Source organism: Citrobacter sp. wls716 (assembly GCF_005280975.1).
GTDB lineage: Bacteria > Pseudomonadota > Gammaproteobacteria > Enterobacterales > Enterobacteriaceae > Citrobacter > Citrobacter youngae.
The window spans coordinates 51,428-64,122 of record NZ_SZWX01000024.1 but is presented as its reverse complement, the minus strand read 5'-3'; the positions used below and the strand labels follow the sequence as shown (position 1 = coordinate 64,122).

Below are 12,695 nucleotides of genomic sequence, written 5' to 3'. Positions count from 1 at the left end.
ATCCGGCAAAGCCTGATGACGCTACGCTTATCAGGCCTACAGACTTACACGCCTGCCTCTTCGGATGGCGGGCTTTTTTCCGCCGGGCGTTTACGCGGCGCGCTCTTTTTCTTATCACCACTACCGCCAGGTGCAGCAATTCCCCGGAAGCGTCGTACCGGTGTGCTGCGCGCCTGATCGATAAGCTGATACAGCGTCCCCACCAGCGGCTGCATGAAATCCTGATAGCGACATTGCTTTTCACTGATTTGGGTCAGGACAGATTCCCAGTGCGCGGTCATATCCGGACGCGTCGCCATTTCAGGCAGTGAGTGAAATAGCGCTTTTCCCGCGTCGGTGGAATGGATATAACGCCCTTTTTTCACCAGGAACCCGCGCTTAAACAGCAACTCGATAATCCCGGCGCGCGTCGCTTCCGTTCCCAGTCCGTCTGTCGCGCGCAGGATCTTTTTCAGTTCTTTATCCTGCACGAATCGCGCAATCCCGGTCATCGCTGACAGCAGCGTGGCATCGGTAAAGTGTCGTGGCGGTTGGGTCTGACGTTCAACCACTTCGCCTTTTTCGCACAACAGCTCGTCATCTTTTGCCACCACCGGCAACGGCGTTCCGTCGTTATCTTCGTCGCGCTCTTTATTGCCGAGCAGCGTGCGCCATCCGGCTTCCGCCAGAAAACGCGCTTTGGCAACAAACTTGCCTTTGGCAATATCCAGCTCAATAACGCACTTCCTGAATACCGCATCTGCGCAAAATTGCATCAGATACTGACGGGCAATCAGGTTGTAAATTTTCGCTTCATTGTCATTCAGGTTGATGGATGAACTGCGCGCGGTAGGAATGATGGCGTGGTGCGCATCCACTTTTTTATCGTCCCAACAGCGGTTTCGCGTATCGGGATTGACCGCCGGTTGCGGGAGCAGATCCGGCGCATGGACGCTAATCGCGTTCAACACCGCGTGACGTCCGGCAAAGTGTTCTTCCGGCAAATAACGGCTATCCGAACGCGGATAGGTAATCAATTTGTGGGTTTCATACAGCTTCTGGCAGATATCCAGAACGTTTTGTGCGCTTAAGCCAAAGCGTTTCGCCGCTTCAATCTGCAACGCCGACAGCGAGAAAGGTAACGGCGCGGATTCTGATTCCCGTTTATCGTTATAGCTGGTGACTATCGCCGGTTGACCGTTAATTCGGTTTACCACGTGTTCAGCCAGCGTGCGATTCAGCAAGCGCCCTTCTTCATCCTGATACGGCTCACACGCTTCGCTCGGCTGCCAGATAGCGGTAAACCGCTCATCGGCGGGCGTTACGATATGCGCCTTTACCTCAAAGAAGTCTTTGGCGACAAAGTTTTCAATCTCTTCATCACGACGCACAACCAGCCCGAGCACCGGCGTTTGTACGCGCCCGACCGAAAGTACGCCCTGATAGCCCGCGTTACGTCCAAGAATGGTGTAAGCGCGCGTCATATTGATACCGTACAACCAGTCCGCACGCGCTCGCGCCAGTGCCGACACGCACAGCGGAATAAACTCACTGTTGGCGCGCAGCCGCTCAATAGCCCGCTCAACGGCCTGCGGGTTGAGGTCGTTAATCAGGCAACGTTGCACCTGTTGGCGCTTTTCAGGCGCCAGTTGCAGGTAATCCAGCACTTCATCCACCAGCAGTTGCCCTTCACGATCGGGGTCACCGGCGTGAATAACTTCGCTGGCCTCATGCAAAAAGCGCTTAATGACGTTAAGTTGTTTGGTCACCGAGGGGCGCGGTTGCAGTTGCCACTTTTCCGGGACAATCGGCAGATCGACCAGACTCCAGCGAGCATAACGACTGTCGTAGGCGTCTGGCTGCGCCTGCTCAAGCAAGTGACCAATACACCAGGTCACCACTTGTCCATTTCCGCATTCAATAAAGCCGTCACCTTTGCGATGCGGCTTGGGTAGCACATCGGCGATGGCGCGCGCCAGACTTGGTTTTTCGGCAATAAACAACCGCATCGAGTTAACGAATCTCAACCATGGCGCGACCGCCACGAGCTTCCACTAACTCACCAATGGCGGTGAGATCGATACCGAACTGCGCCGCTGCCGCTTTCACTTCGGCTTCAGCTTCCGGCGTTACCGCCAGCAGTAGGCCACCGGAAGTTTGCGGATCGCACAACAGATCGCGTACCGATTGCGGCATTTCACCCATCAGGTGTCCGTAGCTGGCAAAGTTACGTTGGGTACCGCCGGGTACCGCACCTTGCGCGATGTATTCTTCAACGCCAGGCAGCTTAGGAATATCCTGGTAGATAATTTGCGCCTGAACGCCTGCGCCCTGACACATTTCACTCAGATGCCCCAGCAGACCAAAACCGGTAACGTCGGTCATGGCTTTCACGCCGTCGATATCGGCGAATGCCGCACCGGCAATGTTCATCCGACACATCACTTCTGTCGCCAGTCCTTTGTGTTCTTCCTTCAGTAGTGATTTTTTCTCTGCTGTCGTCAGAACGCCAATCCCCAGAGGCTTGGTCAGGAATAACTTACACCCTGCCTCTGCGGTGCTGTTTTTCTTCACGCGTTCGGTCGGCACAACGCCAGTTACCGCAAGGCCAAAGATAGGCTCTGGGGCATCGATAGAGTGGCCGCCCGCCAGCGCAATACCCGCCTGACGGCAGGCAAAACGTCCGCCTTCGGTGACTTCGCGGGCGATTTCCGGTGCCAGCTTATCCAGCGGCCAGCCCAGAATAGCAATTGCCATAATCGGTTTGCCGCCCATGGCGAAAATATCGCTGATGGCGTTAGTGGCGGCGATGCGGCCAAAATCAAACGGATTATCGACAATCGGCATAAAGAAATCGGTGGTGCTGATAACACTGATGCCGTTTCCCAAATCGTATACGGCCGCGTCGTCGCGAGTTTCATTACCCACCAGTAAGTTCGGATCAACAAACTTCGCCTGCTCGCTGTGCAGGATGGTTTCCAGCACTTTTGGGGAAATTTTACAACCGCAACCGGCTCCGTGGCTGTATTGCGTTAAACGAATAGCTTGCTCGCTCATGGACATCTCCTGTCATTGCAATCCGGATATGGTAGCGCTCATTCCATGATGTGGTAAGAGTGACTGTCTGAATTCGAGTGTCTTTGCTCAGAATCCAGACAGTTTTGCCGTTGATATCAGAAATAACGGACGAATGCGCTCGGATCGGCAAGGTTAATCGTCGTGGAGGCTTTTAGCTGCGGCGTTCCCAGATAGAGGAAACCGACGATTTTATCTTGCGGGCGACAGTCGAATGCTTCACGAACGACCGCACTTTCGGTTAATGCACCACTGCGCCAGATACCGCCAAAGCCCTGGGCAATTGCGGCCATCTGCATAGCCATCACCGCACAACCGGCAGACATTTCTTGTTCCCACAGAGGAACCTTGTCGTTTTCTTCACATTTCGCCACCACGGTAATAATCAGCGGCGCGCGAAACGGTGCGCTGCGCGCTTTTTCCTGAGCTTTCTCATCGCTACCTGCGGCGATTGCGCCTTTTTCAAGCACGGCACTAAAGCGTTCGCGTCCTTCACCTTCAATCACAAAAAATTGCCACGGTTGTAGCGACTTGTGGTCCGGTGCGCGCATTCCCGCCCGCAGAATGTTTTGCAGTTGCTCTCCGGCCGGGGCCGGTTCGACAAGACGAGAAGCGCTACGACGGGTGATAAGTAATTCGAGTGCATCCATTTGCTTAACTCCAACAATGATATTTGTTCACAAAATTAACACGTGGGCGGATTTTGTTACAGCACAGGCGGCGATTCCTGCTGACAAGTGCCTGCCGGGTCATTACGATAGCCTCATCTTAACGCCTTTCTCCGGAATTTCGGGTGGCGTGTTGTTAATCGGTAGGGAGAATACATGCGAACCCTGTGGCGATTTATTGCCGGATTTTTTAAATGGACATGGCGATTACTCAATTTCGTCCGTGAATTTGTGCTTAACCTGTTCTTCATCTTTTTGGTGCTGGTTGGCGTGGGTATCTGGATGCAGGTCAGTAGCAGCAGTACCAGCGAACATGCTGAGCGAGGCGCACTGTTGCTGGATATCTCGGGGGTGATTGTCGATAAGCCATCGAGCACCAGTCGCTTAAGCGTTATTGGTCGTCAACTGTTTGGCGCCAGTTCCGATCGCCTGCAGGAAAACTCCCTGTTCGATATCGTGAATACTATTCGCCAGGCAAAAGATGATCGCAACATCACCGGCATCGTGATGGATCTGAAAAATTTTGCCGGGGCCGACCAGCCTTCCATGCAGTATATCGGTAAAGCGCTGCGGGAATTCCGCGACAGCGGCAAACCGGTCTTCGCCGTAGGCGATAACTTCAGCCAGGGGCAGTACTACCTCGCCAGTTTCGCCAATAAAATTTATCTTTCTCCACAGGGTTCCGTTGATCTGCACGGCTTTGCCACTAACGGTCTGTACTACAAATCCCTGCTCGACAAGCTGAAAGTTTCCACTCACGTGTTCCGTGTCGGGACTTATAAGTCTGCCGTCGAGCCATTTATCCGCGATGATATGTCTCCTGCCGCGCGTGAAGCCGACAGCCGCTGGATAGGCGAGCTGTGGCAGAACTATCTCGACACGGTCGCCGCCAACCGCCAAATCCCTGCGCAGCAGGTGTTCCCGGGCGCGCAGGCGATGCTTGACGGATTGACGAGAGTCGATGGTGATACCGCGAAATATGCGCTCGACAACAAACTGGTGGATGCACTGGCCTCCAGCGCCGAAGTCGAAAAAATGCTGACCAAACAGTTTGGCTGGAGTAAAGCGGATAAAAATTATCGCGCTGTCAGCTATTACGATTACTCACTGAAAACGCCAGCGGATACTGGAGACAGCATTGGCGTTATCTTCGCCAATGGCGCGATTATGGACGGTGAAGAAACCCCTGGGAATGTGGGCGGCGACACCACTGCCGCACAGATCCGCGAAGCGCGTCTTGATCCGAAAGTGAAAGCCATTGTTCTGCGCGTTAACAGCCCTGGCGGCAGCGTCAGTGCCTCCGAAGTCATTCGTGCTGAGCTGGCAGCGGCAAAAGCGGCGGGCAAACCGGTTGTGGTGTCCATGGGCGGCATGGCGGCATCCGGTGGGTACTGGATCTCTACGCCTGCCAGCTACATCGTGGCAAACCCCAGCACCCTGACCGGCTCCATCGGCATCTTTGGTGTTATCAACACGGTAGAAAACAGCCTGGATTCAATTGGCGTGCATACTGACGGTGTTGCAACGTCCCCACTGGCGGATATCTCCATCACCAAAGCGTTACCGCCGGAAGTGCAGCAGATGATGCAACTGAGCATTGAGAACGGCTACAAACGCTTTATCACGCTGGTTGCGGATGCGCGTAAGACAACGCCTGAGCAGATTGACAAAATCGCGCAGGGCCACGTCTGGACCGGTCAGGATGCGAAAGCCAACGGTCTGGTTGACAGCCTCGGTGATTTTGACGACGCCGTCGCGAAAGCGGCTGAGCTTGGCAAACTGAAACAGTGGCACATTGAGTATTATCAGGACGAACCAACATTCGTTGATATGGTGATGGACAGCATGTCTGGCTCCGTTCGTGCCATGCTGCCTGACGCCATTCAGGCTATGCTCCCGCCACCGCTGGCCTCTGCGGCCAGTGCAGTAAAAGCCGAAAGCGATAAGCTGGCCGCATTCAACGATCCGCAAAACCGCTATGCGTTTTGCCTGACCTGCGCCAACGTTCGCTAACTATTGACCCCTCTTCGGGATGAAGAGGGGTTTTCTTTGAGACAGAAGAAAAGTCATGCAGAAAAACTCAATTTACGTTGCCTATACCGGCGGTACCATTGGCATGCAGCGCTCAGAACAGGGTTATATTCCCGTTTCCGGTCACCTGCAGCGCCAGCTGGCGTTGATGCCTGAATTCCACCGTCCGGAGATGCCAGACTTCACCATCCACGAATACGCCCCGCTGATGGATTCCTCCGATATGACGCCGGAAGACTGGCAGCATATTGCGGAAGACATTAAAGCGCACTACGACGATTACGATGGTTTTGTCATTCTGCACGGCACTGACACCATGGCGTTTACGGCTTCGGCGCTCTCTTTTATGCTGGAGAATCTGGGCAAGCCGGTCATTGTGACAGGGTCACAAATCCCATTAGCAGAGCTACGTTCTGACGGACAAATCAATTTGCTGAATGCGTTGTACGTTGCAGCAAATTACCCGATCAATGAAGTTACCCTGTTTTTCAACAATCGATTGTTTCGCGGCAACCGGACCACTAAAGCGCACGCCGATGGTTTTGACGCGTTTGCCTCACCCAACCTTGCACCGCTGCTGGAAGCGGGGATCCACATTCGTCGGCTGGGAACACCGCCCGCACCTCACGGCACAGGTGAGTTGATTGTGCATCCTATCACTCCGCAACCGATTGGCGTGGTCACCATTTATCCTGGGATCTCCGCTGATGTAGTACGCAACTTCCTGCGCCAACCTGTAAAAGCATTAATTTTGCGCTCCTACGGCGTGGGGAATGCACCGCAGAATAAAGAGTTTCTGCAAGAACTTGAAGATGCGAGTTCGCGTGGCATTGTGGTGGTGAACCTTACGCAGTGTATGTCCGGCAAGGTGAACATGGGGGGCTACGCGACAGGCAATGCGCTGGCGCATGCTGGCGTGATTGGCGGCGCGGATATGACCGTCGAAGCCACACTCACCAAACTACACTATTTGCTGAGTCAGGGACTGGATACGCAGACGATCCGTGAAGCGATGACGCAAAATCTGCGTGGTGAGCTCACGCCTGACGATTAAAGGAGTCTATGCCCATGGCCCGAGCCTTACTGTTGGTCGATTTACAAAATGACTTTTGTGCCGGTGGTGCCCTCGCGGTCCCACAAGGTGACAGCACAATCGATATTGCCAACCGTCTGATTGACTGGTGTGCCGTACGCGGTGACATGGTCGTTGCCAGCCTGGACTGGCACCCGGCTAATCACGGCAGCTTTGCCAGCCAGCATCAGGTTGCTCCCTACAGCCAGGGACAACTCGATGGCCTGGCGCAAACCTTCTGGCCCGATCATTGCGTACAGCACAGTGAAGGAGCAAGCCTACATCCACTGCTGAAACAGCGGGCGATATCTCAAACCTTTACCAAGGGCGAGAACCCGCTGGTCGACAGTTACAGTGCGTTTTTTGATAACGGTCGTCGCCAGGCTACTGCACTGAATGCGTGGCTTCAGCAACATCATGTTACCGACCTCATCATTATGGGACTGGCAACTGATTATTGCGTCAAATTTACCGTTCTGGATGCGCTCGATTTGGGTTATACCGTCAGCGTTATTACCGATGGCTGCCGTGGCGTCAATATTCAACCCCAGGACAGTGCAAACGCCTTTATGGACATGGCGGCGGCGGGCGCAACGCTGTATACGTTGGACGACTGGCTGGAAACCCAGCGCTAATTGATGCCGACAGGATCTCCCCTGTCGGCACGTTATCTCAGGCCAGCGTTGAAATCTCTTCCAGCGAAACTTTGCGTGTTTCGATGCCAAAGCAAAAAAGAATCAGCGCGCACAGCACCAGCATTATGCCTAGCACGATAAAGACCGTAATCGAGCCGTAGCGGGTCAACAAGATAGCGACGCCATAGGGCGTAAATACTGCGACAATTCTTCCCACGGCATTCACAAAGCCCGATCCCCGCAATCTAAGGTGTGTGGGCCACAGTTCGGGGACATATACCGCAGAGGCAAAGCACACATACATATACAAAAAAAAGATCATCACCAACCCGTAGCTCAAAATAGCCCACTCTTCGGTTTGAATCGAATAGAAATAGCCGAGCAGCGCGATAATAATCAACAAGAATGAACCAAACAATCGCCGTGGAAAACGGTCGATAATCAGTGTGGCTATAAATATCCCAACAGGTGCGCCAATCATAATTATCGCGGTCATAAAAATAGATTTCGTCACATCGATTCCCGAATTAACAAAAATCGTCGGGATCCATACCGTAATGGTATAGAGCGAAATATTCATCGCAATAAGCACGGTGATCGCCACCAGTGTACAGCGCAACATTGGCCCCTTAAACAATAGCCAAAATGAACCACTTGCCGTGCTTAAATCCGCCGACGGGCATTCGTTCCGGCAGGATGGTAAAGTGATGTTTTTTTCTTTCTCAATTTGCAGTTCCACCTGTAGAAGATGTTTTTCAGCTTCGTTTCTCTGTCCTTTGCCAGCCAACCAACGAGGAGATTCAATATAGTACTTTCCCGACAGATACCATGCTAAGAGCATTGCCATGCCACCGAGTAAAAACATCATCCGCCAGCTTAGAAAGGCGATAATCACAACGCCAATTGCCGCCGACAGCATCGGCGACCAGTTGCCGACAAACGACAGGCGAGCAGACCACTTCCCACGCACCCCGGGCGGAATAAATTCAGTAAATGAGGCATAGCCCACCATAATTAGCGCTCCCATTCCGCTCCCCATCAGGAAGCGGAAAAAGATAAGCCAGTACATGTTAGGCACAAACGTTGCCGCACAGGCAGAGACCCCGACGATCAGCAAATTGAAGCGAAACGCCTTGCGTCGGCCAAGATAATCACCAATAAAGCCACCGGTTAGTGAGCCAATAAAATAGCCAAACATCAGAGCCGAGGTAAACACGGCGTTGAGGTAATTATTTGACCAACCGGTACTGACTAATTTTGCCAATACCACATTCCCGGAATAGCTGAGAAAACCGGTGACTAATAAACTAAAACTGATAATGCCGAAAATACGAAAATGAAATCGAGATAAAGGTAAGCGATCTAATCTTGCACCGATAGGGTCACATTGTTCCATCTGGATGCCTCAAATTAAGCTAAATAGAAAGTATGGCGATCGCGGCAGAATAAAATTCGCCGCGCCATCCATCATCATTAGGTTCTTATGGCATTGCCCAGGTGCAAACTAAAATAATATCGACACGCCCTACGTTAAAATTAATATACGAGTTGAATATTATTCTCTTTGCAAAATGCAATCCACTCTGCACCCGGTGCCTTATTGGTTATAAGGTAATTAATATGGCTAAAGTCCACGAGCTGGACGAACGCTTTACGATCGAACTTCGAATGATCAACTAACAGAGCTACTTCAGTCGCCTGGCGGATCATGGTTTTTTTGATTTCCGCTTCCGCTTCGTTAGAATCAAGCGCCCCGCTCTGCATATCCAGACCTTTGCAGCTCATTACCAGGATATCAACATGATAGCGGCTGATAATCTCCTTGGTGATCCTTCCCTGAAGCGACAGCGTATTTTTATTTAATTCACCGCCAGTAGAAACAACGTTAATCTCTGACTGTGCCAGCTCATGAAAAGCTTCAGCCGAGTTGGTCAGGAGCGTCAGATCGTTTCTTTCCTTCAACAGTTTTAATAATTCCATCGCGGTACTGCTGGAGTCGGCAGCCATGGTGGTCTTATTTTTAATAAACGGTAATGCATTACGGGCAATGATCTGCTTTTCTTCAAAAAAAGATTTTGCACGCTTATAAAAATGGATATTGTCGGACAACGCGGTGGTATTGAGTACAGCACCGCCATATGTTCGGGTCAAAAAACCTTCATCTTCCAGTTTTTCCAGATCGCGGCGAATCGTTTCTTCAGTCACCTGAAAGATCGAACTTAAATTAGATACCGCTACTTTCTTATCATTCGCCACCATTTGCTTAATGGCCTGAATCCTGTCTTTTGCCGCCACGATGACACCTCTGTTTCCTGCAAAGTAATAATAAGACCCAAGTATCTCACAGGCTATGTTTATTTTCAAAAGAACATGTCTGAATCACAGATTTTAATACTATTTTACACAGAAACAGAGGTAACTCCCATTTGGCTTATTTTGTATCCAACGCCTCAGCCATTCGCCTCATCAATGAAGAATCATCATCGGTTAGGGAAATCGTTAACGCCTGAACATTATCACGAACCTGTTCAGGCGCGGTTGCGCCGCTCAGCAAGGTGATTAAATTGCTTTGCTTCAAAATCCACGCCAGTGCCAACGCGGGGATTGTGCAGCGGTATTTTTCGCACAACGGCCGCCATTGCTCAAGCATGTCAATCACCCGTAGCATATTGTCCCGTTGGAACCAGACTTTGTTGGCCCGCGCGCCACCCGGGACATAATCTCTGGCGATAGTACCGGTCAACAACCCCTGCTCGAGCGGTGAATAGACCTGCACCACGATGCCATGCTGCTGGCATAACGGCAGCAGTTCAGCCTCCAGTGCCCGGTCAAGGATGCTGTACTTGGCCTGGATGATATCCAGCTCACCGTGTTTGAGATACTCCCTGATATGTTCCGCATCGACGTTCGCCGCACCGATAGAACGAATTTTCCCCTCTTTCTTGAGTGCGTTTAGTGTATCGACTGTTTCCGCAATCGGCGTAAAACAGGGTTCCACCGACTGCCAGTGGGTCATGTAGATATCAATGCTCTCAATACCCAGTCTTTGCAGGCTGGCATCCACCTCTTCGCGAATCGACTCGGGCGTGAGGTTTTTATACAACTGCCGGTCGCCCACTTTGTTAAACAGGCTGCCTGTTCGTTCCCAGACGATGCCGCATTTGGTTTCAACCACTACCTCGCTGCGCGGCAGCTTTTTCAGCGCCTGACCGACAATCACTTCACTGTTGCCAAAGTTGTAGCCTGGCGCGGTATCAATCAGATTGATACCGCAGCGATGCGCCTCAACAATGGTATCAATACAGACCTGCAGGTCGAGATCGCCGTTCCACGCCGGACCGCCACCAATCGCCCAGGTGCCTAATCCCATGCGGGAAAGCGTAATATCCGTACTGCCTAAAGGAATCATTTTCATCTGCTGCTATTATCCTTCATTTTCGTCGAGAAGTTGTTCAACCAGCTTTCTGTTCTTCACACCCGTCGTGGCCCCTACGCTCAAAACCGATATGGCTGCCGTTGCGTTAGCAAACAGCGCGCACTCACGCAGTGTTTTGCCTTCAAGCAGCGCGGAAATAAATCCCGAGGCGAAATTGTCTCCCGCGCCGATAGTGTCGATGGCGGTAATTCCCGAAACGGCTGGAACTTCGATTTTCATATCGACACGCTTGATAAAGCAGCCTCTCTTGCCGGTCTTAATCACGACGGTTTTCACTCCACAGTTCAGGAAACTGTCGGCAATGTCATCCAGCGTCTCTTTCCCGGTGAGCAGTTTTGCCTCTTCAAAATTGGGAAACAGATAATCCACGTAGCTCAGCGCTTCACGGATATCGTCCAGCGTTTCATTCAGTCGTGGTTTAATCATATCCGCGCAGATAATTAACCGATGCGCTTTCGCCTGAGTGAAAATTGCCGTCAGTGCATCGCCGTCCAGTAACGGGCTATTAAAAATACTCGCCAGCGACAACAACTTTGCTTGAGAGAAGCGGTCAAAATCAACATCGCTGATATTCAGCTTCCACAGGCTGCCGTTACGGTTAGTCACAAAAGTACGCTCGCCATCGGCGGTGACTAATCCCACGTTAATAGATGTATCAATTGCGGCATCCTGCTTCAGGCTCTGAATATCTATATTCTCCCGACGACAGTGGTCGAGAATAAAATGACCTGCTGCATCAGCCCCAACCCGGCTCATTAACGCTGTACGATGACCGAGACGAGAAATAATTGTCGCTTCGTTAATTGCGTCGCCGCCGGTTGTCATCGCTATTCGTTCTAACGGATAAGAGTCAACATCAAAGATATTTTTACTCACAGGCTGTAAAGGAATATCAACAATAGCAGCCCCTATACAAATAACCTCGATATTATCCATGTTGTCATTCCGCTTTACCGTCAGAACCGAACAGTTTAATTTTCTCCAGTGCACGCTCTTTTACCGCTTTGCGAACTTCACGTTCAACGTGCAGGAACGGCTGGTCCTGGTTCTCCTGTACTGCCACCATCGCAGCCTGGCACAGTTCGGTGTGAATGTTGATTTTAGAGATACCTAATGAAATGGCTTTTTTGATATCCGCATCGCTGATACCTGACGCACCATGCAACACCAGTGGAACGGATACGGCTTCGCGCACGCGTTTAACCACGTCGAAATTCAGTTTCGGCTCTGAGGTATAGACGCCGTGCTGGTTACCAATCGCTACCGCCAGCGAGTCACAGCCGGTACGCTCGACAAATTCCGCCGCCTGGTTCGGATCGGTATAGTGATAACCCGCCAGTGCCTCTTCGTACACCGTTTCATTGCCCACATGGCCCAGTTCCGCTTCGACCGGCACACCCAGTGGATGGAAAAAATCCACGGCCTCTTTTGTCAGACGAATATTCTCTTCGAAATCAAAGGCAGAGGCATCACGCATCAGCGAATTCATGCCATGAGTCCAGGCGTTATGGATTATCTCCATGCTGCGGCCGTGATCCCAGTGGGTAATAACTGGAACCGAGGCCTTTTTAGCCATTGAAACCATCATGTGCGAAAAATCTTCGAACGAGGTATTCCCCACAAAACCAGTACCGAAGGAGATAATCACCGGCGATTTCGACTCTTCCGCCGCATCAATCACCCCCATTAGCATTTCTGCATTCCACACGTTAAAGTGAGCAATCGCATAATGTTTATTTTGGGCATCATTTTCCCAATATTTAATATCTGCCAGCATAGTTATTTCTCCCTTTCCGATA

The 12,695-nt window shown here is 51.6% G+C and carries 11 protein-coding genes; 3 read left to right on the top strand and 8 right to left on the bottom strand.

Annotated elements, in window-relative coordinates; all coding sequences use genetic code 11:
* Positions 1-44: 44 nt before the first annotated feature.
* The 3 genes from topB to FDX24_RS06615 all read right to left on the bottom strand — a co-directional run bounded on the left by topB (position 45) and on the right by FDX24_RS06615 (position 3,704).
* On the bottom strand, positions 45-1,988 hold the full coding sequence (gene topB, locus FDX24_RS06625; protein ID WP_137364099.1) for a DNA topoisomerase III: 1,944 nt from the start codon (positions 1,986-1,988) through the stop codon (positions 45-47).
* Positions 1,989-1,992: 4 nt separating this feature from the next.
* Complete coding sequence (gene selD, locus FDX24_RS06620; RefSeq protein ID WP_137364025.1) at positions 1,993-3,036, bottom strand: selenide, water dikinase SelD; 1,044 nt, start codon at positions 3,034-3,036, stop codon at positions 1,993-1,995.
* 116 nt (positions 3,037-3,152) lie between these two features.
* Positions 3,153-3,704, bottom strand: a complete 552-nt coding sequence (locus FDX24_RS06615) for an NAD(P)H nitroreductase (RefSeq protein ID WP_048211906.1) — start codon at positions 3,702-3,704, stop codon at positions 3,153-3,155.
* A 174-nt stretch (positions 3,705-3,878) separates the two neighbouring features.
* On the opposite strand from FDX24_RS06615, the gene sppA reads away from it, so the two are divergent.
* Genes sppA through pncA form a run of 3 tightly spaced genes read left to right on the top strand, consistent with a single transcriptional unit; the run spans position 3,879 to position 7,460 of the window.
* On the top strand, positions 3,879-5,735 hold the full coding sequence (sppA, locus tag FDX24_RS06610; protein ID WP_137364024.1) for a signal peptide peptidase SppA: 1,857 nt from the start codon (positions 3,879-3,881) through the stop codon (positions 5,733-5,735).
* 55 nt (positions 5,736-5,790) lie between these two features.
* Complete coding sequence (ansA, locus tag FDX24_RS06605; protein WP_137364023.1) at positions 5,791-6,807, top strand: asparaginase; 1,017 nt, start codon at positions 5,791-5,793, stop codon at positions 6,805-6,807.
* A gap of 14 nt (positions 6,808-6,821) precedes the next feature.
* Entirely contained in the window at positions 6,822-7,460 is a 639-nt protein-coding gene (gene pncA / locus FDX24_RS06600; protein ID WP_101741738.1) for a bifunctional nicotinamidase/pyrazinamidase, read from the top strand.
* Between the two features lie 37 nt (positions 7,461-7,497).
* Here pncA and FDX24_RS06595 read toward each other — a convergent pair whose 3' ends face one another.
* The 5 genes from FDX24_RS06595 to FDX24_RS06575 form a co-directional block, all read right to left on the bottom strand.
* On the bottom strand, positions 7,498-8,856 hold the full coding sequence (locus tag FDX24_RS06595; protein ID WP_137364022.1) for an MFS transporter: 1,359 nt from the start codon (positions 8,854-8,856) through the stop codon (positions 7,498-7,500).
* 140 nt (positions 8,857-8,996) lie between these two features.
* Positions 8,997-9,755, bottom strand: a complete 759-nt coding sequence (locus tag FDX24_RS06590) for a DeoR/GlpR family DNA-binding transcription regulator (RefSeq protein ID WP_048211911.1) — start codon at positions 9,753-9,755, stop codon at positions 8,997-8,999.
* 136 nt (positions 9,756-9,891) lie between these two features.
* Positions 9,892-10,875, bottom strand: a complete 984-nt coding sequence (locus FDX24_RS06585) for an aldo/keto reductase (RefSeq protein WP_137364021.1) — start codon at positions 10,873-10,875, stop codon at positions 9,892-9,894.
* A gap of 9 nt (positions 10,876-10,884) precedes the next feature.
* The gene (locus FDX24_RS06580) at positions 10,885-11,832 is read right to left on the bottom strand and encodes a carbohydrate kinase family protein (protein ID WP_137364020.1); all 948 of its coding nucleotides are present in this window, start codon (positions 11,830-11,832) and stop codon (positions 10,885-10,887) included.
* Positions 11,833-11,836: 4 nt separating this feature from the next.
* Positions 11,837-12,673, bottom strand: coding sequence for a ketose-bisphosphate aldolase (locus FDX24_RS06575; RefSeq protein ID WP_061067762.1), 837 nt, complete (start codon positions 12,671-12,673; stop codon positions 11,837-11,839).
* Positions 12,674-12,695 lie beyond the last annotated feature (22 nt).

Bases quoted from the DNA above. Each gene is read 5' to 3' on its own strand.
- FDX24_RS06575 (WP_061067762.1), bottom strand. From the start codon at position 12,673: ATGCTGGCAGATATTAAATATTGGGAAAATGATGCCCAAAATAAACAT.
- selD (WP_137364025.1), bottom strand. From the start codon at position 3,036: ATGAGCGAGCAAGCTATTCGTTTAACGCAATACAGCCACGGAGCCGGT.
- FDX24_RS06585 (WP_137364021.1), bottom strand. From the start codon at position 10,875: ATGAAAATGATTCCTTTAGGCAGTACGGATATTACGCTTTCCCGCATG.
- sppA (WP_137364024.1), top strand. From the start codon at position 3,879: ATGCGAACCCTGTGGCGATTTATTGCCGGATTTTTTAAATGGACATGG.
- FDX24_RS06595 (WP_137364022.1), bottom strand. From the start codon at position 8,856: ATGGAACAATGTGACCCTATCGGTGCAAGATTAGATCGCTTACCTTTA.
- ansA (WP_137364023.1), top strand. From the start codon at position 5,791: ATGCAGAAAAACTCAATTTACGTTGCCTATACCGGCGGTACCATTGGC.
- pncA (WP_101741738.1), top strand. From the start codon at position 6,822: ATGGCCCGAGCCTTACTGTTGGTCGATTTACAAAATGACTTTTGTGCC.
- topB (WP_137364099.1), bottom strand. From the start codon at position 1,988: ATGCGGTTGTTTATTGCCGAAAAACCAAGTCTGGCGCGCGCCATCGCC.
- FDX24_RS06580 (WP_137364020.1), bottom strand. From the start codon at position 11,832: ATGGATAATATCGAGGTTATTTGTATAGGGGCTGCTATTGTTGATATT.
- FDX24_RS06615 (WP_048211906.1), bottom strand. From the start codon at position 3,704: ATGGATGCACTCGAATTACTTATCACCCGTCGTAGCGCTTCTCGTCTT.